This window comes from Buchnera aphidicola (Kaburagia rhusicola ensigallis) (assembly GCA_039830025.1).
Taxonomy (GTDB): domain Bacteria; phylum Pseudomonadota; class Gammaproteobacteria; order Enterobacterales; family Enterobacteriaceae; genus Buchnera_B; species Buchnera_B aphidicola_AW.
On record CP140040.1, the window covers coordinates 200,181 to 225,695 of the forward strand.

At 26.7% G+C, this 25,515-nt stretch carries 18 protein-coding genes; 11 read left to right on the forward strand and 7 right to left on the reverse strand.

What is annotated here, in order from left to right:
- Positions 1–41: 41 nt before the first annotated feature.
- Complete coding sequence (grxD, locus tag U0T55_00865) at positions 42–389, forward strand: Grx4 family monothiol glutaredoxin (protein ID XBC42970.1); 348 nt, start codon at positions 42–44, stop codon at positions 387–389.
- A 76-nt stretch (positions 390–465) separates the two neighbouring features.
- Here grxD and rnt read toward each other — a convergent pair whose 3' ends face one another.
- Entirely contained in the window at positions 466–1,107 is a 642-nt protein-coding gene (rnt, locus tag U0T55_00870; protein ID XBC42971.1) for a ribonuclease T, read from the reverse strand.
- Between the two features lie 218 nt (positions 1,108–1,325).
- Here rnt and U0T55_00875 point away from each other — a divergent pair, with 218 nt between their 5' ends.
- The 3 genes from U0T55_00875 (at position 1,326) to ychF (ending at position 3,834) form a co-directional block, all read left to right on the forward strand.
- Positions 1,326–1,937: a Fe-Mn family superoxide dismutase gene (locus U0T55_00875; GenBank protein ID XBC42972.1), complete on the forward strand. Its 612-nt coding sequence runs from the start codon at positions 1,326–1,328 to the stop codon at positions 1,935–1,937.
- A gap of 144 nt (positions 1,938–2,081) precedes the next feature.
- Complete coding sequence (gene pth / locus U0T55_00880) at positions 2,082–2,666, forward strand: aminoacyl-tRNA hydrolase (GenBank protein XBC42973.1); 585 nt, start codon at positions 2,082–2,084, stop codon at positions 2,664–2,666.
- A gap of 79 nt (positions 2,667–2,745) precedes the next feature.
- Positions 2,746–3,834 carry a redox-regulated ATPase YchF gene (gene ychF, locus U0T55_00885; protein ID XBC42974.1) on the forward strand — a complete coding sequence of 363 codons (1,089 nt, stop codon included), beginning with the start codon at positions 2,746–2,748 and terminating at the stop codon, positions 3,832–3,834.
- Positions 3,835–3,959: 125 nt separating this feature from the next.
- Here the strand turns inward: ychF and thrC are convergent, their stop codons facing one another.
- The 4 genes from thrC to dksA form a co-directional block, all read right to left on the reverse strand.
- Positions 3,960–5,252: a threonine synthase gene (gene thrC / locus U0T55_00890; GenBank protein XBC42975.1), complete on the reverse strand. Its 1,293-nt coding sequence runs from the start codon at positions 5,250–5,252 to the stop codon at positions 3,960–3,962.
- A gap of 3 nt (positions 5,253–5,255) precedes the next feature.
- Positions 5,256–6,185: a homoserine kinase gene (gene thrB / locus U0T55_00895; protein XBC42976.1), complete on the reverse strand. Its 930-nt coding sequence runs from the start codon at positions 6,183–6,185 to the stop codon at positions 5,256–5,258.
- Positions 6,186–6,202: 17 nt separating this feature from the next.
- Positions 6,203–8,650 carry a bifunctional aspartate kinase/homoserine dehydrogenase I gene (gene thrA, locus U0T55_00900; protein XBC42977.1) on the reverse strand — a complete coding sequence of 816 codons (2,448 nt, stop codon included), beginning with the start codon at positions 8,648–8,650 and terminating at the stop codon, positions 6,203–6,205.
- Between the two features lie 1,084 nt (positions 8,651–9,734).
- Positions 9,735–10,190, reverse strand: coding sequence for an RNA polymerase-binding protein DksA (gene dksA, locus U0T55_00905; protein XBC42978.1), 456 nt, complete (start codon positions 10,188–10,190; stop codon positions 9,735–9,737).
- Positions 10,191–10,540: 350 nt separating this feature from the next.
- Between dksA and truA the strand changes: the two genes are divergently transcribed.
- The 3 genes from truA (at position 10,541) to secA (ending at position 16,597) form a co-directional block, all read left to right on the forward strand.
- Entirely contained in the window at positions 10,541–11,359 is an 819-nt protein-coding gene (gene truA, locus U0T55_00910) for a tRNA pseudouridine(38-40) synthase TruA (protein ID XBC42979.1), read from the forward strand.
- 239 nt (positions 11,360–11,598) lie between these two features.
- Positions 11,599–13,824 (forward strand): penicillin-binding protein 1B, encoded by a 2,226-nt coding sequence (mrcB, locus tag U0T55_00915; protein XBC42980.1) that lies wholly within the window; start codon positions 11,599–11,601, stop codon positions 13,822–13,824.
- Between the two features lie 256 nt (positions 13,825–14,080).
- Positions 14,081–16,597, forward strand: coding sequence for a preprotein translocase subunit SecA (gene secA / locus U0T55_00920; GenBank protein XBC42981.1), 2,517 nt, complete (start codon positions 14,081–14,083; stop codon positions 16,595–16,597).
- Positions 16,598–16,920: 323 nt separating this feature from the next.
- Here the strand turns inward: secA and coaE are convergent, their stop codons facing one another.
- Positions 16,921–17,535: a dephospho-CoA kinase gene (coaE, locus tag U0T55_00925; GenBank protein XBC42982.1), complete on the reverse strand. Its 615-nt coding sequence runs from the start codon at positions 17,533–17,535 to the stop codon at positions 16,921–16,923.
- 140 nt (positions 17,536–17,675) lie between these two features.
- Here coaE and U0T55_00930 point away from each other — a divergent pair, with 140 nt between their 5' ends.
- The 4 genes from U0T55_00930 to lpdA all read left to right on the forward strand — a co-directional run bounded on the left by U0T55_00930 (position 17,676) and on the right by lpdA (position 24,622).
- Positions 17,676–18,725 (forward strand): GMP reductase, encoded by a 1,050-nt coding sequence (locus U0T55_00930; protein ID XBC42983.1) that lies wholly within the window; start codon positions 17,676–17,678, stop codon positions 18,723–18,725.
- A 381-nt stretch (positions 18,726–19,106) separates the two neighbouring features.
- Positions 19,107–21,773, forward strand: a complete 2,667-nt coding sequence (aceE, locus tag U0T55_00935; protein ID XBC42984.1) for a pyruvate dehydrogenase (acetyl-transferring), homodimeric type — start codon at positions 19,107–19,109, stop codon at positions 21,771–21,773.
- A gap of 8 nt (positions 21,774–21,781) precedes the next feature.
- Positions 21,782–23,053: a 2-oxo acid dehydrogenase subunit E2 gene (locus U0T55_00940; GenBank protein ID XBC42985.1), complete on the forward strand. Its 1,272-nt coding sequence runs from the start codon at positions 21,782–21,784 to the stop codon at positions 23,051–23,053.
- 144 nt (positions 23,054–23,197) lie between these two features.
- The gene (gene lpdA / locus U0T55_00945; protein XBC42986.1) at positions 23,198–24,622 is read left to right on the forward strand and encodes a dihydrolipoyl dehydrogenase; all 1,425 of its coding nucleotides are present in this window, start codon (positions 23,198–23,200) and stop codon (positions 24,620–24,622) included.
- 155 nt (positions 24,623–24,777) lie between these two features.
- Here lpdA and U0T55_00950 read toward each other — a convergent pair whose 3' ends face one another.
- Positions 24,778–25,509, reverse strand: coding sequence for a 5'-methylthioadenosine/adenosylhomocysteine nucleosidase (locus U0T55_00950; GenBank protein ID XBC42987.1), 732 nt, complete (start codon positions 25,507–25,509; stop codon positions 24,778–24,780).
- Between the last annotated feature and the right edge of the window lie 6 nt (positions 25,510–25,515).

Genomic DNA, 25,515 nt, shown 5'->3' on the forward strand with positions numbered 1-25,515 from the left:
ATTTTAATAATAATTTTAAAAGTTATGTAGGAAAAGTTAATATGAGCACTATTAATATAATTAAAGATCAAATTAAAAAGAATCCTGTATTAATTTATATGAAAGGATCACCTGATTCACCTAGTTGTGGTTTTTCTGCTCAAGCTGTTCAAGCATTGCTATCATGCGGTAAAAAATTTGCATATGTTGATATTCTTGAATATCCAGATATTCGAACTGAGTTGCCAAAGTATGCTAATTGGCCAACTTTTCCGCAATTATGGATCAATGGAAACCTTGTAGGGGGTTGCAATATTATTTTAGAATTGTTTGAAACTGGTAAATTACAAAATTTAGTCGCAAAGGCTTTTGATAACATTGCAGTGCCTAATAATATATCTAAAGTTTAGTTTTTTTGAAATTTTTAACAATGTTTATATGAGAAATAATTAAATAATAATTTAGTACTTTTAAAGAAAATATATGTTATTGTTCATTATTGGGTGGCCATCCACCCAATTTTTTCCAACGATTAACTATTTCACAAAAAAGATTAGCCGTTTTTTTTGCATCGTATATAGCCGAATGTGCTTGATTATTGTCAAATTTTAATCCAATAGCTTTACATGCTTTGGCTAAGACCGTTTGTCCTACAGCTAAACCACTTAATGTAGCTGTATCGAAAACGGAAAATAAATGGAACGGATTATTTTGTATGTTATTTCTTTCAATAGCAGCCATGAGAAAGCTATAATCAAATATCGCATTGTGAGCGACAATAATTCCTTTTTTGCATTTATTTTTTTTAATTCCTGCATTAATTAATTGAAACATAGAATTTAATGCTTTACACTCATTAATAGCATTTCGTAATGGATTGAATGGATCAATTTTATTGAATGCAATGGCATTAGGATCAATTATTGATCCTATAAAAGGCTTGATATGATAATGTAAAAAGTTCTCTTGTTTTATAAACCCTGATGAATTCATTTTTAATGTAATAGCGGCAATTTCTAATAACGCATTAGTTTTTGAGTTAAACCCAGAAGTTTCAATATCTATTATTACAGGATAAAAAGTTCGAAAACGTTTATTTAAAAAACATTGTTGTTTAATTTTGTACATTAGCTGTCCAGTTTATATTAAAATGTATTTAATTCTTTTCTTGTTTACTGTACAATATCAATTTAAGAGCGTTTTTGTGAAAATTATTAGATAATATAATTTATAATTTTAATGCTATATGATTGATATAGAATTATATTTTTTCGCAATAACGTCATAAGTTTTTAAGATGTAACTGTAGTCAAATAATATATATTAAGGTTTGTAGGATTATAAAAATGAAATATACTTTACCTGCTTTGTCTTATGCTTATAATAGTTTGGAACCGTATTTAGATGAAAAAACGATGAGAATTCATCATATTAAACATCATCAAGCATATGTTAATAATACAAATGATATACTATATAATAGTAATTTCATAAATTTATCTATTGATATTTTAATTTCTCAATTAGATATTATAGACGTTAGTAATAAAATAAAGTTACAAAATAATGCAGGCGGACATGCAAATCATAGCTTATTTTGGACTATTTTAAAACTTGGAACAGTTTTAGAAGGTGATTTAAAGATTGCTATTAAAGATAATTTTGGTTCTATAACTAATTTTAAAGAAGAATTTGAAAGAATAGCTATAAATCATTTTGGTTCTGGTTGGGTTTGGTTAGTAAAAAACAATGAGAAATTATCTATTGTTACTACTGTTAATCAAAATAATCCATTAATGGGACAAAATATATCGGGAGTATCAGGATTTCCTATTTTATGTTTAGATATTTGGGAACATGCTTATTATCTAAAATATCAAAATAGACGTATGGATTATATACGCGCTTTTTGGAACGTAATAAATTGGGATGAAGCGAGTAAGAGATTTAATAGATAATTAGCGCTTAATTTTTTAAAAAAAATTTTCATATAACCGTGATATAAACGTTTTCACATATTAATATTTGTGAGTATAAATTTTCCAATATAATCAAAATTATTTTATTAAATCGTTTTCTAATTGTAGTATCATGAGATAAATTTGACAAATATTAAATTGATAGTTGGATTAGCCAATCCAATCGTCGCATATGATAAAACTAGACATAATGTGGGTTCTTGGTTTATTCAGACTCTAGCTCGTTATCACAATCAAACTTTAAAAGAAAATAAGAAGTTTTTGGGATATACTGGGTCTTTTTTTTATGTCAATTTTAAAGTGCGTTTATTTATACCAAACGTGTTTATGAATTTAAGTGGAAAATCTATTTTTATTATTTCTAAGTTCTATCGAATCGCATTAGATGAAATTTTGATTATTCATGATGAATTAGATTTAAATCCTGGATGTATTAAATTAAAGTTGGGTTGCGGGCATAATGGGCATAATGGAATAAGAAATATTATTAGCGTATGGGCAAAAAAAAATAATTTTTTAAGAATGCAAATTGGAATTGGTCGTCCTGAAAGATCCAGATCAGTAGCTGATTTTGTGCTGTCTCGGCCAACATTAGAAGAAAAATGTTTAATTGAAAAGTCTATATTTAATGCAATATATGTTACTAATTTGTTAATACAAGAGAAAAATGTAAAAATAGTACAAGAGATATTAAAACATAAATGTTAAACAAATTATTTTAAATATTTAAAGCATAAATCTTAAAATTTAATATTTTATTTTTAACATAGATAAGGTAAGTATCATTATGAGTTTTAAATGTGGACTAGTAGGATTACCTAATGTTGGCAAATCAACTATATTTAATAATTTAACAAATTCAACAGTATCAGCAGATAATTTTCCATTTTGTACTATTAAGCCTAATATTGGAAGGATTACAGTTTCTGACAGTCGTTTAAATGTTATTTCTAAGTTAGTCAATTCTAACCGTATTATTCCAACTTACATAGAATTAGTAGATATAGCTGGATTAGTAAAGGGCGCTTATAAAGGGGAAGGATTGGGTAATAAATTCTTGAATTGCATCAGACAAACAGATTTAGTTATTCATGTAGTACGTGGATTTAAAAATAATGAAATTGTCCACATACATGGTCAAGTAAACCCTATTGAAGATATTGAGATAATTAATTTAGAATTAATATTATCTGATCTTGAAATTTGTAAAAATAGAATAAAAAAACTTCAAAAAAGTCATTTATTAAATAAAAATACGTTAGATATGGAAATTGAAATATTATATCGTTGTTTGGACTTTTTAAAAAAAAATAAATTCTTAAAATTATTGAATTTAACTCAAGAAGAAATAAACGTAATTAGTTATTTAAAATTTATTACGTTAAAACCAATGATGTATATTGTTAATATGAGTAAAAATGCTAATAATAATGCATGTCTTAAAAAAGTTTATGAATTATCCAAACAAGACAATTCTAACGTATTGTTGGTTTATATGGATGTGATAAATAATAATTATATTCGAAATAGCGAAAAAAAAATTTTAAATAGTTGCGAGTTAAATTTAGATGAATCAGGATTAAGTGCTATTCCTAATTCTGGATATGCATTGTTAAACTTAAAAACTTTTTTTACTGTTGGAAAAAAAGAAGTGCGTGCATGGACTACTACAAGTGATATTGAAATTTATAAATCAGTAAAATGTATTCATACGGATTTAAGTAAAGGTTTTATTCGAGCTCAAGTTATTGCATATTCTGATTTTATTAAATATGAAGGAGAAAAAAATGTTAAAAAATTTGGAAAAATGAGAATGGAAGGAAAAAATTATTATATAAATGATGGAGATATCATTAATGTTCTATACAAAGTATAAAAATACATTATTATTTCCAGCAACAAGTATTTTAAAAATAGTTTTAAAAAAAATTAATAGAGTTTTATGCTCATTATTTTTTTTGTATATAGAGAAAAATTGTATCTCTATATACAAATAATATTTTATTGTTGTAATAAAAAGTTTTTTAATATAGGAAAGTTAGGATGAATATTATGTGATAATAAAGGTAATTTAATTCTATTTTCTAACTCTATAGGTAAAGATAAAGTTATATTTAATATTTGTTCTACAGTATTTTTAAACTTAGATGGATGAGCAGTACCTAAAAATAAACCAAATTCGTTTTCTTTTATTTTATTTTTTAATAAGTGATATGCTATTGCTGCGTGTGGTTCTGAAATGTAACCTTTCTCTTTAAGTTCTCTCAAACTTTTTTTTGTTAATAGGTCAGATACACTACCAAATCCAAGTTTTTTTAAGGACCATGATTTTCTTTTATATAGTTCTTCTACTCTTGGCCAATTGTTTGGTTGGCTTATATCCATAGCGTTAGATATAGTTGATATAGTATTTTTAGGTGACCATCTACCTGTATTAAGAAATCTTGGTACTGTATCATTAGAATTTGTAGCAGCTATAAAATATTTTATAGAAAGTCCTAAAGATTTGGCTAATAATCCAGCAGTGATATTACCGAAATTTCCGCATGGTACAGATATAACTAGATTTTTCTTTTGTTCATCAGTTATTAAAGAAAATGCTTCAAAATAATAACATATTTGTGCGAATAATCTACTGATATTAATTGAATTTGCAGAATTAAGCCCTATTAATTTTTTTAGTTCATAGTCTTGAAAAGCTTGTTTAACTAAGTTTTGGCATTCGTCGAAACTACCATTAACTGAAATAGCTGTTATATTTTCTCCTAACGTGCAAAATAGTTTTTCTTGTAATTCACTGATCTTTCCTTTAGGATAAAGAATTATAACTCTAACATTTTTCATTTTATAAAATGCGTGAGCAACTGCTGCTCCTGTATCTCCAGATGTAGCAGTTAAAATAGTTATAATGTCGTTTTTATTGTGGTTTAGAAAAGAAATAACTTGAGCCATAAATCTTGCTCCAAAATCTTTAAAAGCAAGTGTAGGTCCATGAAATAGTTCAAAGCAAGCTATGTTTTCTGTAATTGGTACCATAATTGGAGTGATGCAGGAAAACGCTGCGTTAATTTGTTCTGATAACTCTGATTTATCAATTTCATTTCCTATGATAATAGAAAGTATTTCACTGCTTCGTTGAAGAAAATTCATTTCTAGTAATTCTGAAAGTTTATTTTTGGAGATTATCGGTAGTTCTTTTGGAAAAAATAACCCTTGATTTTTTCCTAATCCAAGTTTTACAGCCTCTGAAAAGTTAACTTCTTCTCTTATGTGTTTGATATTATAAAGTTTCATGCATTATCCTATTTGTCGAGTACCTATGGCATCTAATTTACAAATATGAACAAATCCTTGATCAGTTTGGAGATAGTTTTTATGAAGCCACGTTTGTATGTTTTTTGCGGTTTTTATATCATTAGCAATAGCGAAAATTGTTGGGCCTGATCCTGATATTCCAAATCCTATAGATCCTATCTTTTTGATTTCTTGTCGCGTTTTTAAAAAGTTGGGTAATAATTTAATTCGATATGGTTCAGCAATAACATCATTCATGAGCTGAGCAGCTAATTTAGGTTGTTTTGTATATAAAGAATGGATAAATCCAGCTAAATAACGGCTATGTTTGATACAGATATCTTTACTGTATTTTAGAGGTAAAATAGTCCTTGCATCTGCTGTTGTTATTTTTACTCCAGGCCAAGCAATAATCCATAACCAATTTTTAAATATTGGTAATTGTTGGCATATAACGTTGTTTTTATTAATTATTAATTGAAGCCCCCCTAGAAAACAAGGTGCAACATTGTCATAGTGTACGCTACCAGATATTTTCCCTTCTATTTTTCCCATAAGAAGTAAAAGATCAGCTGTTTTAATAGGATTATTAAAATATGTATTCATGGCAATAATAGAAGCAACAACAGAACAGGCACTAGATCCTAGTCCTGATCCAATTGGCATATTTTTTTCCAAGGTTATAGTAATTGGAACGTTTTTTTTTAAAAGTGAACAAAAATAAGTCCAACATTTCCAAACTATATTTTTGTTAATGTTTGTTGGTAGTTGATTTGAAAATATTCCTTTATTTATTAAATTAAATGTTTTTGAAGGGGTTATAGTGACAATATCTCCTAAAAACGATCCATCTATTGGTGCAATGGCAGCACCTAATACGTCAAATCCAACTCCTACATTTCCAATTGACGCAGGAGAATAAATTTTTATCATTATTTATACCCTTTGTTTTATAACAATATTCGTAGTATGTCAGAAAAAACTCCAGCAGCAGTAACGTTGTTTCCTGCTCCATATCCTCTTAATACTAATGGAATTGGTTGATAGTATTTACTATAAAAAGCCAATGCGTTTTCTCCATTTTTAATTTCATATAATGGGTCTGTTTTATCAATTTCATCTAATTTTACTTGACAATGCCCTCCTTTTTCAATAATTCCAATAAATCTTAGAGTTTTTCCTGATTTTTTTGTTTTTTCCATTTTTTTGAAAAACATTTGATCTAATTTTTTTAGTTGTATCATAAAATCATTAGTATTAGAAATGAAGTTGAATTCTTTAGGTAATATAGGATCAATTTTAATATCACTTAATTCTAATTTTAGCCCAGTTTCTCGAGCTAATATAAGTAATTTTCGTGCTACGTCTATTCCAGAAAGATCATCTTTTGGATTAGGTTCGGTAAAGCCTAGTTTTTGTGCTTGTCTTGTTGCTTCAGAAAGTGATATGTTATCTTCTAATTTTCCAAAAATAAAAGATAATGACCCTGATAAGATTCCTCTAAAATGTATTAATTTGTCTCCAGAATGTAATAAATTCTTTAAATTTTCTATTATAGGTAAACCAGCTCCGACATTAGTTTCATATAAAAATTTTTTATTAGCGTATAATGCTGCTAGTCTGACTTCTTGATAATATTTTAAACTAGATGTATTAGCTTTCTTGTTAGATGTTACTATATTAAATCCATTATTAAGCAATATAGGGTATTGATGGGCTATCTTTTGGTCAGAAGTACAATCTACTAAAATTGGATTAACCAAAGTATTATTTTTAGATATTTGTATTAAATCATTTATTTCAAATGATTGAGTTGACATAGAAAGAGATTGATTCCAACTATTTAAATTAATTCCGTTCATATTTACTAAGAATCTTTTTGAATTCGCGATTCCATATACTCTTAAATCGATATTTTTTGATTTTAGTGAACATTGTTGCTTATTTAATTGTTGTAATAAAGTAGCTCCTACACCGCCAACACCAATTAAAAATAACTCGATAATACGATGTTTTTTAAATAATATGTGATGGATTATTTTAATTCCAGATATGGAAAAATTGTTTTCTATTACTATTGAAATAGAATATTTGGATGATCCTTTCACGATAGCCAATATTTTTGCATTAGTTTTAGATAGTGCTAAAAACGTTTTATACAAGACATTTTTTTGTATCTCTATTCCTGATCCTACAATCGATAGAATAGTTAATCGTTCTACAATTTGTATTGGCATTAATAGTCTATTTTTTAATTCTAACTGAAATTCATTTTCTAATATATTTCGCGCTGTGTTAGCATGGTGTTGAGATATGCAAAAACTAATGTTTGCTTCTGAAGAGGATTGCATAATAAGTATTATTTCAATTTTACTTAAAGACATAGCAGAGAATATTCGAGATATTATTGATGTCATGCTGTGTATTCCAGATCCTGATACATTGAACATAGCAATGTCATTTAAATGCGCAATGCCTTTGATAGGCATTTTGGCGTCGTCTGGGTTTTTGCATATTATTGTTCCGACAGAATTTGGATTTTCGGTATTTTTAATTAAACATGGAATCTGAAATTTTGAAATAGGAGCAATAGTTTTAGGATGTAGCACTTTTGCTCCGAAATAAGATAATTCCATAGCTTCTTGATATGAAAGGGATTTTAATAATTTAGCGCTTTTTACTGTTTTAGGATCGCATGTGTATATTCCATCTACATCTGTCCAGATTTCGCATACATGTCCTTTCAAACATACAGACAAAATAGCTGCAGAATAATCAGAACCATTTCGTCCTAAAACAACTAATTGGTTATTTTTATTTCCAGCAATAAAGCCAGCCATCAATATAATATGATTTTTAGGTATGTTAATTGCATTGATTCTTTGTGTAGAAGTGTTAATATCGATAGTAGAATTTAGATATTCTCCTATTGCTAAAAGATTTTTTACTGGATCAATAATAGTAATTTCGTAAAGTTCAGATTTTAAGATACCATCCATGATGACTATAGATAGTAATTCTCCGAAGCAAATTATTTTGGCCCGAATATTGTCAGGGCATTGGTTTAATAAACTTATTCCATGAAAAATATGTTTAAGTTTTAAAAATTTGTGTTCAATGATATCTGCGATTTTTTTGTATGGAAAATTACTATTTGTTGCATATATATCAGTAGTTATCTTAGAAAAAATATTTTTTATTATACATATATCTAATTGCGTATTTTTTTTACTAATAGCTCTTTCTATGGAATTAATTAAAAGATTAGTTACTTTCTCAGGTGCAGAGAGTACAATAGCTACTTGTTCTTTTTCAAAACTTGCTTTAATAATTTTCGATACAGATAAAAATTTTTTTGCATTGGCTAATGAAGTTCCACCAAATTTAAGTATTTTCATATTTATAGTATTCCTGAAGAAATATATAAGAAAAGCCCACACTTTACAAAAGAGTAAGCTCTTTTTATGTATATAGCTTAGTTTGAACTAATTTTAAATGTATTTTGGAATTAATATATGTATATTTTGAATAAAAATTGTATATTTTTATTCTTAAGTATATCAATTATATTTAATGATAATTTTTAATTTAAAAATGTATTGAACTATTATGATAGTGTATGATAAATTTATTATTTTAATATATTATCATATCTATAGTAAAAATATTTTTTATTTCATGAAATATACAAGACATTTAATTAAATGTTTTTTCATATAATAAAAATTTTACTTTTTAAAATATTTTATATTATATATCTTCAAAATAGAGTTTACATTTTAATTATTACTAGTGATATTTTAGAGTGTTAACATTATTGTTATAATAAAAAATAACATAAAAAAATAATAGTATTTAAGTCATTTGTTCAATTAAAATTAAATATAAAAAATTGGTAAATTAGACAAAAAATTAGTTAAAAAGTATTACAATAGCAGTAGTAAAACAGTTTTAATAGCATTGTTGTAGTTCGTTAATTTTTGTGACTAATTTATATTGAGTTATTAATATTTAATATAAAATTTATTTTTTTTCTAGTTGTAGAAATGATATTTTTTTGAATAAAAAATAAAAATCTTATAAAATTTAGAATAACATTTATTTTAAGAATATCATAATGATGATGATATTATTAATTTGCAATTTAATATAAATAAAATATTAAAATTATACATGCTAAAGTGTGTGTTATTTTTTTTATTATGAAACAAGTATGAGTATTACAGAGCCAAAACTCGCGTAGATGTTTATTAGTTGCTTTATTTAAAATAATTTTATAATAAATTATAAAATCCATTACACTAAATTATATTGTTGTTTTTATATCAGAAGTATAATAAAATTAAAATAGCTTGGTATCGTATAATATAACTTGGGTATCGTTGATAAGGATAAAGTGTGTACTTCTTGTTTAATGTTCTAATATAGTGTTAAAGTGAAACGGGTTATACCCCCGCTCACTTATAATATATTATATAAATTTTATCCTAATATTTGTTTTTTTCTAATTTCTGCTAATGTTTTGCAGTCTATACATAAATCAGCAGTAGGTCTTGCTTCTAATCTACGTATTCCAATTTCTACTCCACATGATTCACAATATCCAAAATCGTTTTCTTCTACTTTTTTTAAAGTTTTTTCTATTTTTTTTATTAATTTTCTTTCTCTATCTCGATGGCGCAATTCGAAGCTAAATTCTTCTTCTTGCACAGCACGATCAATTGGATCTGGAAAATTTGTAGTTTTTTCTTGTGTGTACAATTTTTTTTTAGGTATGTCGTTTTTTAACTGAGTAATCCAAGCAAGAAGAATTTTTTTAAAGTGATTGATTTGTTTGGTATTCATATATTTTTCGTTTTTTTTATTTTCATAAGGTTGCACTCCTGCCATAAATAGTATACTCAAGGAAGATACTTTTTTATCTTTTTCTTTTTGCATGATATATTCCTATGAACTAATTATATTTAAAATAAAATTATAACTGTATAATTTAAAACAAATATTTTGAATTAAATGTGTGCATTTAGTTTTTTATTTTTTGATGTTATATAGTTATTACACCATAAATAATATAATACTGATCTCGTGTTTAAAAGTGTTTGTTTTACAGTACGTCGATAATATCAAAATATAAATTTATTGTAAATTTTATACTTTTTAAAAAATAAATTTATTTCGTATTTAAAGTAATCATTTTTTAAATTAAAATAATTATAGAAATTGGTGAAATATTAATTTCAGATAAAAGTGGTATTATGCATTTTTATTCTAATTTAGGTGATTACTTAATGAAAAAAATAAATAATTGTATAAAAATTGCATTAGGTATTGAATATCAAGGAAGTAATTATCATGGATGGCAATATCAAAAATCGGTATCAAATATTCAAGAAAAGTTAGAAATAGCATTATCAATTGTAGCTAATCATTCAGTAGATATTTATTGTGCGGGACGAACTGATTCTGGTGTACATAGCACTGAGCAAGTAATTCATTTTTATACTTCTTCTATTAGAAAATATAGTTCTTGGGTAATCGGAGTAAATCGATATTTACCTAAAGATATTTCTGTATTATGGAAAAAAAAAGTTCCGGAATTTTTTCATGCGCGTTATAGCGCTTTATCTCGTAGATATCGTTATATAATTTATAATTATCAGTGTCGTTCGTCTATCTTTTCAAAAGGATTATATAGTTTTTATAAAGAATTAAATGTACTAAAAATGAATCGTGCTGCTAAGTGTTTAATTGGTGAACATGATTTTACTTCGTTTAGAGCAGTAGATTGTCAGTCATGTACACCTATTCGTAGAATTATTTCCTTAAAGGTGTTTAGCATAAATCGATTAGTAGTTATTGATATTACAGCAAATTCGTTTTTATATCGTATGGTTCGCAATATCGTAGGATGTCTAATCGATATCGGTATATCCAAGTATAGTGAATATTGGATGGAAGAATTACTATTGTCTAGAGACAGAAAATTAGCGTCTCCCACAGCTAAACCAGAAGGTTTATATTTAGTTAAAGTACGGTATCCTAGTATTTTTAATTTGCCGAATACTTCTATCGGTCCTTTTTTTATATGTAAACCGATGTCATATTAATGTTGACAAAGACATTGTTTATTAACTTGTTAAAGTAATAAAAAACTTATGTGTTATTTTGTATGAATTTATGATATTAATTTTTTTATGTTTATATGAATAAATACATTATTTTTGTTTTTATGATAATTTTAATCTGGCATATGATAGTTCTTTATTAGTGTCAATCTATGTTTTGAAATCGGTATTATGTTGACAGTATATTGAAAGTTTTATATGTGATGTAAAGGTTATTAGTAATGTATAAAATTAATATAAGATTAAATGCGATTTTTTTAATAAAGATGTTTTTATTATTGTTTTTTTCAATAATACTATATGGCTTTTTTTTATATACTAAAATAAGTTTTTTTATTAATGAAAAAATATGGAAATTACCTGTATCAATATACAGTAGAGTTATTACTTTAGAACCTGGAAATCACTATACTAAACAAGAGATGATATCTATATTAAAAGGAATTCGATATAACTATGTATCTGTTTTAAAAACATCTGGAGAGTTTATTGTAGATGAGAGTAGTATAACGTTAATCAGACGACCTTTTTGCTTTCCTGATGGAAGAGAAGATAAAGTTTATGCTAAATTGTATTTTTCGCGTAATATGTTAACAAGAATTAAAAATTTATCTAATAATCATAATTTTGGTGTATTGCGTTTAGATCCTCAACTCATTACTATGTTAAATTCTCCAAATGGGGAACAACGATTATTTTTATCTAGACGACATTATCCTCAGATGTTAATTGACGCATTGCTAACTGTAGAGGACCGATATTTTTATAATCATGATGGTATAAATATTTATTCTATTGTTCGTGCTTTTTTAGCTAATGTCCATGCTGGTTGTACTGTTCAAGGTGGAAGTACTCTAACACAACAGTTGGTAAAAAATTTATTTTTAACTAATACTCGATCATTCTGGAGAAAAATTAATGAAATATATATGGCATTAATTATGGATTGGAAATATAGTAAAGATCAAATTTTAGAGTTGTATTTGAATGAAGTTTATTTAGGACAAGATGGTAAAAACGAAATTAGAGGGTTCCCGTTAGCAAGTTTATACTATTTTGGTCGTCCTATAAATGAATTAAGTTTGGATCAATATGCATTATTAGTTGGTATGATGAAAGGAGCTTCTTTGTATAATCCTTGGAATAATCCTATTTTATCATTAAATCGGCGTAATGTAGTTCTACACATGTTATTTAAACAAAATATTATTAACAAAAACTTGTATAGTTTTCTTGTAAAAAAATCTTTAAATATTGAATCTCGAGGTAGCATTTTTTCATCTAGATCTGCATTTATACAAATTGTTCAAAAAGAATTTAAAGAAAAATTAGGTAAGGATATTAACAATTTATCAGGAATAAAAATCTTTACTACATTAGATCTCATGTCTCAAATTTCTGCAGAATATGCTGCAAGAAGTATTATACCTATATTAAAGAAAAAAAAACATCTTAAAGATTTAGAAACAGCGATCATTGTTATTGATAGAGTTAATGGAGAAATTCAAAGTGTGTTAGGTAGTTCTAATCCAGATGCATTGGGATATAATCGAGCAATTCAAGCACGACGTTCAATCGGATCATTGTCTAAACCTATAACATATTTAACTGCTTTAGCTCAGCCAGAAAATTTTAATTTAAGTACTTGGATTGCAGATACACCTATTACTATAAAATTACGTAATGGAAAAATATGGAAACCGAAAAATAGTAATTTTAAATTTATGAATAAAGTCATGTTAATTGATGCCTTGAGTCATTCAATTAACGTTCCTACAGTTAATCTTAGCATGAAATTGGGATTAAAAAAATTAGTTGAAACTTGGATAAAATTAGGTTTACATCATGATCAATTACTTGTTAGTCCTGCTATATCTTTGGGATCAATTAATTTAACTCCTATGGAAGTAGCCAAAATTTTTCAAGTTATAGCTAGTGGTGGAAATAAATCGAATTTATTTTCTATTCAATCAGTAATGTCCAAAGATGATATTACATTATACAGTAGTTTGCCTCAATCTGAAAGGATAATTTCTAAGCAAGCTGCATATTTGACACTATATGCTATGCAATCGGTAGTTAAGTATGGTACTGCAAAGCAATTAGGGATGCTATTTAAAGATACTTTTTTAGCAGGTAAAACGGGAACGACAAACAATTTAGTAGATAGTTGGTTTGTTGGTATTGATGGAAAACAAGTGGTAATAATTTGGATTGGAAGAGACAATAATGAATCTTCTAAATTTTATGGATCTTCTGGCGCAATGCAAATTTATCGTCGTTATTTACAATTTCATCAACCTCAACCTCTTGTTTTGATACCTCCTATAGATGTAAATTTATTCAGTATTAATTTTAAAGGCAACATAGTATGTAATATTCAATCTAATAATGTTTATCGTTATTTACCGATATGGAATAAAAACGGAATAGTTTTTTGTAATTAGGTTTATTAAAATTGTTTGCAGTAACAGTAGATGTGTAATTATAAAATATTAAATGAAATATTTGATTGTAAAATCACAATAATAATTTATTCATTTTTTTATTTGATACAACTTGGTATATTGAAATAATTTTTATAATTCGATAGCAAATAAAAATAGTTTTATTTTATTTTATACAATATTTTATGTGGTTTTAATACATTTCATATAAAATATAATGTTTTAATATTCTATTCAAACGTGAGCATAAATTAATATGATAATTAAATTTTTTAGTAAATTATTTAGTAATCGTAATGATCGGATATTAGAACAAATTCAAAAGACAATAGAACGTATTAATAGTTTAGAAAGTAAATTTTCTAAATTATCAGATACAGAATTACGCAATAAAACTGATTTTTTTCGATACTGCTTGAAAAGCGGTTATACATTAAATAGTTTATTATCTGAATCGTTTTCTGTAGTTAGAGAAGCTAGTAAACGAGTATTTGGAATGCGTCATTTTGATGTACAACTATTGGGTGGAATTATATTGCATCATAGATGTGTTGCAGAAATGAGAACGGGAGAAGGCAAGACTTTAACAGCTACGTTGCCAGCGTATTTGAATGCTTTAGAAGGAAAAGGTGTTCATATTGTTACTATGAATGATTATCTTGCTAAGAGAGATGCTGATAATAATAAGATTTTGTTTAATTTTCTTGGTTTGACAGTTGGTGTCAATATTTCAGGTATGTCTCCTGAATTAAAACGAAAAGCTTATTCTTCTGATATAACATATGGTACTAATAATGAATATAGTTTTGATTATTTAAGAGATAATATGGTTTTTGATAAAAAAGATAGAGTACAAAGAAGTTTAAATTTTGCATTGATAGATGAAGTTGATTCTATATTAATAGATGAAGCACGCACACCGCTAATAATTTCTAAAGATTTGGAAGACAGTTCAGGACTCTATTTTAGAATTAATAAGATTATACCTAAGCTAATATCTCAAAAAAAAGAAGATTCAGATATATCTTTTGGAATAGGACATTTTTTAATTGATGAAAAACAGCGTCAAGTTAGTTTGACTGAAAAAGGTTTAGTAGAAATTGAACAGTGGTTATTAAAAGAAAACTTGATAAAAAGTGCAGAATCATTATATTCTTCTAAAAATATTGTTTTAATGCATCATGTTATAGCAGCTTTGCGTGCTCATAACTTGTTTTTTAAAAATGTAGACTATATTGTTCAGAATAAAAATGTAGTTATTGTAGACGAACATACTGGTCGGACTATGGAAGGAAAAAGATGGTCAGATGGCTTACACCAAGCAATAGAAGCAAAAGAAAAAGTAGAAATAAAAAGTGAAAGTGAAACATTAGCATCAATTACTTTTCAAAATTATTTTCGATTATATAATAAGTTGTCAGGAATGACTGGTACTGCTATTACAGAAGCATCGGAGTTACGTTCTATTTATAATTTAGATACGGTTGTTATACCAACAAATCGTCCTATGATACGTAATGATATGCCTGATTTAATTTATATGACTGAATTAGAAAAAATAGATGCAATTATAAAAGATATTCAGACATGTATTAAACGAAATCAACCTGTATTAGTAGGAACAGTATCTATTGAAAAATCTGAGTTAATTTCTAAACGTTTAGTACAATTAGGTATTAAACACAATGTTTTAAATGCAAATTTTCATTCTCAAGAAGCAGATATTATTGCTCAAGCAGGAAAGTTAAAAGCAGTTACTATTGCTACTAATATGGCAGGACGAGGTACGGATATAGTATTAGGTGGTAGTTTAGTGTTGAACTTCATTAAGAGAAAGACGTTTAATGAGAAAAAAATACAAGATATTAAAGATAAATGGAAAAAAGAACATGATCTCGTTTTAAAATCTGGTGGATTGCATATAATAGGAACAGAAAGACATGAGTCTAGAAGAATTGACAATCAATTAAGAGGTCGATCTGGTCGTCAAGGTGATGTTGGTTCTTCTCGATTTTATTTGTCTATGGAAGATTCTTTAATGCGAATTTTTTCTTCAGATCGTATTATTAGTATCATGAAAGCATTAGGGGTAAAACATGGTGAAGCTATTACTCATTCTTTTATTACAAAAGCAATTGCTAATGCTCAAAAAAAAGTTGAAAACCAAAATTTTGATATTCGTAAACAACTGCTAGAATATGATGACATTGCAAATGAACAACGTTGTATTATTTATTATCAAAGAAATCGTATAATTGATTCTGGAAATATTAACGATGTTATTAAAAGAATTTCCTATGACATATTTATTGATGTTATCAATAAATATATAAAAAAAGATTCTTTGAAAGAAACATGGAAAACATCTAAATTAGAATTATGCTTATATAATGATTTTAATTTAGTTTGTCCAATTGTACAATGGTTGCACGATGATAATACGTTGTATGAAGAAGAATTAACTAAGAGAATTTTAAAATTTGCTAATATTAGTTATAAAAGAAAACGGGATTTAGTTGGAATAAAAAATATGAACCAACTTGAAAAATCAATAATGATTGAAACATTAGACATGTTTTGGAAAGAGCATTTATCAGCTATGGAATGTTTACGTCAGGGTATTCATTTGCGAAGTTATGCGCAAAAAGATCCTAAACAAGAATATAAAAGAGAGTCATTTATCATGTTTTCTTCTATGTTAAAATTATTAAAAAAAGAAGTAGTGTCTATCTTATTTAAAATTAATTTTTTTAATACAAATCATCATGCATGATAGAATTAATCAACATAAGTTATAATATTGCGGATCAAGATTTGTTATAATGAAATGTTAAATTTTAAAGTGATGTTATTTAAAATTTTTGATTATTTTTTCTATTTTTTCGTTACGTTTTTAAATTATTTTTTGTTTATAAAAGTAAATATATATGTATATTTATAAAAATAAATTAGTCTAAAAATAGTTTGTTTTTCTTATTATAGTCGTAAAATTAGTATTTAATGTTTTATGCAAAAAGCTATTTTTGTAAAGAATATTTTTATGTAATAATATTTTTCTTTAAATTATCATAAACGTATTTCGGTTGTATAAAATACTTAATTCAGAAAATTATATTGTTTAGCTAGTTCAGAATAATATTTATTTAATTTTTTTACATATGTTTTTAAAGATTGTATTGTATTAATGTTGTGTATAATGTCATCTGCAATTAATAGACGTTCTTGACGAGTAGACTGAGAAGAAATAATAAGATTGGCTTGAATTTTATTAACATTGTCTCGTTTTATGGTTCTCTCTAGTTGTTGTTGTATAGGTACGTCAACTAATAATATTCTATTGGTATATTTACATAGTTTCATCTCTATTAACAAAGGAACTACCCACAAACACCATGGAGATGTAACCCTTTTTATCTCTTTTTGCATAGTATTAATAATTATGGGATGTAATAATTTTTCTAGCCATATTTTTTTTGTTTTACAAGAAAATATATCATTTCTCAAAAGTTTTCGGTTTATTGATCCATCTGTTTTTAAAAATCGAACTCCAAAATTTTTTATAATTGCATTTATTACAATTTTGTTATTTTTTAAGATATTTCTTGTAATTATATCAGCATCGATAATGCGTATACCAATATCCTTGAATAAATTTGATATGGTAGTTTTTCCGCTACCAATCCCTCCAATAAGAGCTACAATATAAGTCATAAAATTTAATTTTAAAATTTTTTATTTTAAAATTTTTATAAATGAATTTTGTTATGCGATAATGATATTAATTATAAACTAGTTTTCTTGTTAAAAGTAGAGAAAATATTGTTTTGTTTAAAATTAGAGATTATTAATTTATGCGTATCGAAGAAGATATTAAGCTAGGGTTTAAGGATGTTCTTATTCGTCCAAAACGTTCTATATTACAAAGTCGATCACAAGTGGATCTCACTCGTAGCTTTATTTTTAAAAATTCTGGAAAATTATGGACGGGTGTTCCTTTAATTGCTGCTAATATGGATACTATAGGTACTTTTAGTATGGTTCGAGTACTATCACTATTTCATATATTAACTGCAGTGCATAAATATTATTCATATGCGCATTGGAAGCGTTTTGTACGTAGTATTTCTGATTCGGTATTAAATTACGTTATTGTATCTACTGGTACATCAGAAAAAGATTTTATAAAATTGAAGCAAATTTTTTCTTTGTCTCCTCAATTACAGTATATTTGTATAGATGCTGCTAATGGTTACACTGAACATTTTGTTGATTTTTTAAAAAAAGTACGAGACTGTTTTTCAGAAAAAATTATTTGCGCAGGAAATGTAGTTACTGGAGAGATGGTAGAAGAATTAATTTTGTCTGGTGCTGATATAGTCAAAGTAGGTATAGGCCCTGGATCTGTTTGTACTACACGAATTAAAACAGCTATAGGATATCCGCAATTGTCTGCTGTTATTGAGTGCTCAGATGCTGCTCATGGTTTGGGTGGGCAAATCATCAGTGATGGTGGCTGTATTGTATCAGGAGATATAGCAAAAGCTTTTGGAGGTGGAGCAGATTTTGTTATGTTGGGTGGAATGTTAGCAGGACATAATGAATGCGAAGGATCTGTTTTTGAAGAAAATAAAAAAAAATATATGATTTTTTATGGTATGAGTTCTAAATCGGCAATGGATCGTTATATAGGAGGTGTAGCCGGATATAAAGCTGTGGAGGGAAAAACAGTAAAATTATTGTTTCGTGGTTCAGTAGAAAAAACTATACGTGATATTTTGGGAGGTTTGCGTTCTACATGTACTTATGTAGGAGCTGCGAGTTTAAAAGAACTAACAAAACGTACTACGTTTATAAAAGTTTCTGAACAAGAAAATAAAATATTTAATAATCAAGAAATATGAAATTGTTTTTTTTAAATAGACTATTTTGATATGTTTACTAAATTAGTATGAATACAAAAGTTATTTAAAAATTTTTATTATTTTAAATATTTCGTTTATAGTTTTTATTATCGTAATGCAAAAGTTAAATTAATAATATATGGTTTCAAGTAGAGTAACGCATGTACATTTAATTGTAAGAATATATTTTTTAATTTTTTTAATGTGTACTGATGTAATGAGTGAAATAATTTTTAATAAACATTTTTATTTATTGGATCATTAATTTTTAGATTTTATTTTTTTAAAGATTTAATTAGATATATTAATATATTCTTTTGATAACTACGAAAAAGTAAATTAATTAATAGTTTATATACATAATTTATAAGGGTGGGGAATATGACAGAATTTTTGTTTAATGATATCGATCCTATTGAAACAGACGATTGGGTGCAAGGAATTGAATCAGTAATTCGTGAAGAAGGAATTGAACGGGCAAATTTTATTGTTCAATCAGTTATCGAAAGGTTAGAACGAGAAAATTCAAAAGTTATACAACATAAGACTACGAGTGATTATATTAATACTATACCTGTTTCAAAAGAGCCTATATATCCAGGAGATTTATTTATAGAGCATAAAATATGTTCTGTAATAAGATGGAATGCGATCATGATTGTACTTCGTGCGTCAAAAAAAAATTTAGATTTAGGTGGTCATTTGTCTTCTTTTCAATCAGCAGCAATGATTTATGAAGTATGTTTTAATCATTTTTTCCGTGCTTACAATCAAAAAGATAGTGGAGATTTAGTTTATTTTCAAGGACATATTTCTCCAGGAATTTATTCTCGTGCGTTTGTTGAAGGGAGATTGAATCAAGAACAATTAGACAATTTTAGACAAGAAGTAAATGGAAATGGCCTTCCTTCTTATCCACATCCTAAGTGTATGCCTAATTTTTGGCAATTTCCTACAGTATCTATGGGATTGAGTCCATTATGTGCTATTTATCAAGCAAAATTTTTAAAATATTTGCAAAATAGAAATTTGAAAAATACATCTAATCAAAAAGTATATGCTTTTTTAGGGGATGGAGAAATGGACGAACCAGAATCTAAAGGAGCTATTTCCATTGCTTTTCGTGAAAAATTGGATAATTTAGTTTTTATTGTGAATTGTAATTTGCAGAGATTGGATGGCCCGGTAATGGGAAATGGAAAGATTATTAATGAATTAGAAAGTATTTTTAGAGGAGCAGGTTGGGTAGTTATTAAAGTGATCTGGGGTAGTGCATGGGATCGGTTGTTAGAAAAAGATACAACTGGAACATTAGTAAAATTAATGAATGAGACTTTAGATGGTGACTATCAAACATTTAAGTCTAAGAATGGAGCTTATGTAAGAAAGCATTTTTTTGGAAAATATAAAGAAACAATGCATTTAGTAAAGAATATGACTGACGAACAAATTTGGGATTTGAACAGAGGAGGGCACGATTTTAAAAAAGTTTATGCAGCGTTTAGAAAAGCTAATAATGTCGTTGATAGACCGGTGATAATATTGATACATACTATCAAGGGTTATGGATTAGGAGATATTGCAGAAGGAAAAAATATTGCTCATCAATTAAAACAAATTGATGAAAAAGTTATACGGAATATTCGTGATAAATTTTGCATTCCGATAAAAGATAAAGATCTTGGTTCTTTTCCTTATGTTTCTTTTAAAGTGGATAGTAAAGAATACAAATATCTTCATAAAAGGAGAAAGAAGTTAGGAGGATATCTTCCTTTTCGCATTTCTCGTTTTACTGAAAAACTTGAACTACCGAAATTAAGCGATTTCAATATGCTTTTGATTGAACAGAAAAAAGAGATTTCTACTACAATAGCTTTCGTACGTATGTTAAATATTATTTTAAGGATTATTCCTATAAAAAAAAGAATAGTTCCTATTATTGCTGATGAAGCTCGTACATTTGGAATGGAAGGATTATTTCGTCAAATAGGAATTTATAATATAAATGGTCAGAAATATATTCCTCAGGATAAAGAACAACTTGCATTTTATAAGGAAGATAGACAAGGTCAAATTTTACAAGAAGGAATTAGTGAACTAGGCGCTTTCGCTTCGTGGTTAGCAGCGGCTACTTCTTATAGTACCAATAATTTTCCTATGATTCCTTTTTATATTTATTATTCTATATTTGGATTTCAAAGAATAGGTGATATATGTTGGGCAGCAGGAGATCAACAAGCTAGAGGTTTTTTAATAGGTGGAACTTCAGGTAGAACAACATTGAATGGAGAAGGTTTACAGCATGGAGATGGTCATAGTCATATTCAATCATTAACTATACCAAATTGTATATCTTATAATCCTGCTTATTCGTATGAACTTGCAGTAATTATTCATGATGGATTAAATAGAATGTATGGTGATAAACAAGAAAATATTTATTATTATATTACTACACTTAATGAAAACTATATGATGCCTGCTATGCCAATAGGTTCCGAAGAAGGAATTCGAAAAGGAATTTATAAGTTAAAAAGTATAGGAAAAACCAAGCTAAAAGTCCAATTATTAGGATCAGGATCTATTTTACCATGTGTTTGTAAAGCTGCTTTAATGTTATTACAAAAATATAATGTGAGTTCAGATGTTTATAGTGTGACATCTTTTACTGAATTAGCTAGAAATGGACAAGATTGCGAACGATGGAATTTGTTACATCCAGACAATAAAGATAAAAAAGTTCCTTATATTACTAAAATAATGAATAGTTCACCAGCTATTGCTGTTACTGACTATATGAAACTCTTTGCTGAACAAGTAAGAGCTTATGTACCTGGCATAAGTTTTCGTGTGTTAGGAACGGATGGATTTGGACGTTCTGATAGTAGAACAAATTTGCGGAATTATTTTGAAATTAATGAATTTTATATAGTTATTGCTGCTTTAGTAGAATTATCTAAATGTAATGATTTTGATAAAGCGGTGATTACTAATGCTATCAATCAGTTTAAAATTAATGTAAGCAAAGTAAATCCAAGGTTAGCATAGGAGATAACATGGATATTGAAATTAAAATTCCTGATATTGGAGTGGATGTAGTCGAAGTCATTGAGATTTTAGTTAAAGTAGGAGATACAGTAAAAAAAGATGATTCTTTAATAACAGTGGAAGGGAAAAAAGTATCTATGGAAGTACCGTCTACTCATTTCGGCGTTGTAAAATCTATCTTAGTAAATATAGGGCATAAAGTAAAAACTGGTTCTTCGATTGCTTTTCTAACATTATTGGATAATTTTAATATATTAAATAACAAACAAAATATGTGTTTATATGATACAAAATTTAAAAATAAAACTAATTTTTCTAGTCGTGAAATATTTAAAACGTATCGAAATAAAACAGAAACATTAGTTCATGCTACTCCTATTGTTAGGAGACTAGCTAGAGAATTAAATGTTAATTTAGATAATGTAATAGGAAGTGGAAGAAAAGGTCGCATTATTAGAGAAGATATCATGTCATATATTAATCAAGTAGAAATGATACATAAAGATGACTCTTATATAAAATGTGATACAAAAAATGATATGAAAGATTTTGTTAAATATGATTCTCATAAGTCTAGTGATGTTGCAGAGTTATATTTAACTAATATACAAGCACAATCTGGTAAAAATATATTTAAAAGTTGGTCTATAGTACCTCATGTAACTCAATTTGATGATGCGGATATTACGAACTTAGAAAAATTCAGAAAAATCTATAATTCTAATTTAGATAACCAAAATATTAATTCTAAATTGACTGCATTAGTTTTTGTAATTAAAGTGATAGCAAAGTCATTAAAAATTTTTCCTAAATTTAATAGTATTTTATGTACTAAAATTAAAAAAAAAGTAATATTAAAAAAAGATGTTAATATAGGAATTGCAGTGAATTCTAAAAATGGATTGTTAGTTCCTGTTATTAATAATGTAAATAATAAAAGTTTAGTAGAGCTATCGGTGGAATTAACTTCGTTGTCAAAAAAAGTTGAATTAGGAACTTTAAATATATCATGTATGTCAGGTGGAGGTTTTACTATTTCTAATTTGGGTGGAATTGGTGGTACTGGATTTACGCCTATTATAAATTATCCTGAAGTAGCAATTTTGGGTATGTCTAAAGCTTTGATAAAACCATTTTGGAATGGTACAGAATTTGTACCACGCTTAATGCTTCCGTTGTCTTTGTCTTATGATCATCGTGTTATTGATGGAGTAGAAGCTGTTTTATTTATGAATTATGTTAAAAAGTTGTTATCTGATATTAGGTTATTATTACTTTAAACGTTTGATCATTATTTTTATATAGTATGTATGTATTAATAGCGTGATACTTGTAACTTAACTGGTAATGTTTACTATAGCAAATTGAAAGTTTTGTATTATAATTAAGCTTCATATGATAATCTTTCTCAGATAGGTAAAAATATGTCATATAAAAAGATACATACTCAAGTAGTTGTTATTGGATCTGGTCCTTCAGGATATTCTTCTGCATTTCGATGTTCTGATTTAGGCATAGATACTATTTTGGTAGAAAGATACACTAATTTAGGTGGGGTTTGTCTTAACGTTGGTTGCATACCATCTAAATCTTTACTACATATTGCTAAAGTGATAAAAGAATCAAGAAATTTGTCTAATTTAGGTGTAAAATTTGAAGAACCGAAAATTAATATTAGCAAAATATGTCAATGGAAAAATAAAGTTATTAGTAATCTTAATTCTGGTATAAAAAATCTAGCAAATAAACGTAATGTTAAGGTAATTTGCGGACTTGCTAAATTTTTAGATTCGAATAGTATTCTTATTGAAGGGGATAAAGAAAATATTATTGTGTCTTTTGAAAACATAATTTTAGCAGTAGGTTCTCATGCTAGAAAATTGTCTTATGTTCCTCATAATGATCCGAGAATTTGGAATTCTACTTCTGCATTATCTATTCCTAATATACCAAAAAATTTATTAATTATTGGTTCAGGAGTAATTGGTTTAGAAATAGCTACTATTTATAGTTCATTGGGTTCAAAAGTAGATATTATAGATAGTTCTCGTGACTTATTATCTCATTTAGATAGAGATATCATTAATGTATTTTCTAATTTAATAAGTAAAGATTTTAACATTATTTTAAATTCTGAAATTAGTAAAATTACATCGCATAAAGAAGGTCTATTGGTTTCTATTAATATCAAAAAAGATAATATTCAAGAAAATAAGTTATATGATGCTATCTTAGTGTCTGTAGGAAGAATACCAAACTTACATATGTTAGATATTGAAAAAGTAGGGCTTAACATTGACGATAATGGATGTCTAAAAGTAGATAACAAGTTACGTACTAATGTATCTAATATATATGCCATTGGTGATATTACAGGACAACCAATGTTGGCGCATAAAGGTATTCATCAAGGACATATAGTAGCTGAAATTATTTCTGGTAAAAATCATTGTTTTGATCCTTATGTTATTCCATGTATACTATATACTGATCCGGAAATTGCTTGGGTAGGTATGACAGAAAAAGAAGCTATTAAAAATAATATAAAATATGAAGCTGCTGTTTTTCCATGGAAAGCTTTGGGGCGGGCGATTTCTTCTAATTATTCCAATGGAATGACTAAGTTAATTTTTGATGTACAAACAAATAAAATCATAGGTGGTTGTATAGTAGGTAATAATGCTGGTGAATTGTTAGGAGAAATTGGATTAGCTATAGAAATGGGATGTGATGCAGAAGATATTGCATTAACTATACATGCGCATCCTACTTTATATGAATCCATAAATTTATCAGCTCAAATTTTTCAAGGAACTGTTACTGATTTGATGAATGTAAAAAAAAATTAATATTGGTATGTGATTAATACATGATGGATATTTTAAAATTATATCATATATATTATATTTTTTAAAAACAAAGAACATTTATTGTTATTATACATTTTCGTAATATAAATTAATTTGCATGTAAGGTATCGTTTAAAACGATTTATAATAAGAAATTATGTTTCAGTTATTATTTTTTTGTATAAATTTTTCAATATATTTTGAGTGATTTTTGAAAATTTTTTAGATGCTAAATTCGAAAATTCTTTAAAGTTGGATAAAGCATAGTTATCTGAATAATCAGATATAGATTTAATAATTAAAAGAGGTTTTTTAAATTGATAACAAACTTGAGCAATCGCTGTTGATTCCATATCTACAGCAATTGCTGTTGGAAACCTTTCTTTTAATATTTTTTTATATTTTTTCTTATTAATGAATGAGTCTCCACTGATTATAAGATTTTTGTTATAGTATATGTTAGATTTTAACATACATATTTCAGTTAATCGTATCATATAATTATTTGCTGAGAATAATTGAGGTAATTTTTGGATTTGTCCTAATTCATAACCAAAAGCAGTAAGATCAACATCATGATAGCATGTATTATTAGGAAGGACTATACTTCCGGGAACTAGTTTTATATCTAAACTTCCAGCTGTTCCTACATTGATAATTAAGTCTATTTTATACAAATTTAATAGCATAGTACATGTTATACTAGCTGAAACCTTTCCAACTCCTGATTTTGTTAATATGATATCTATACAATTTAGTTGCCCTGTATAAAATATTTGACTATGGACTTTTGTTTTTTTTAAATATTTAATTTTTTGACGTAAGAATATGATTTCTTCATTTAAAGCACCAATAATACCAATTTTAATATTTTTTTTAATTTTCATTTTACG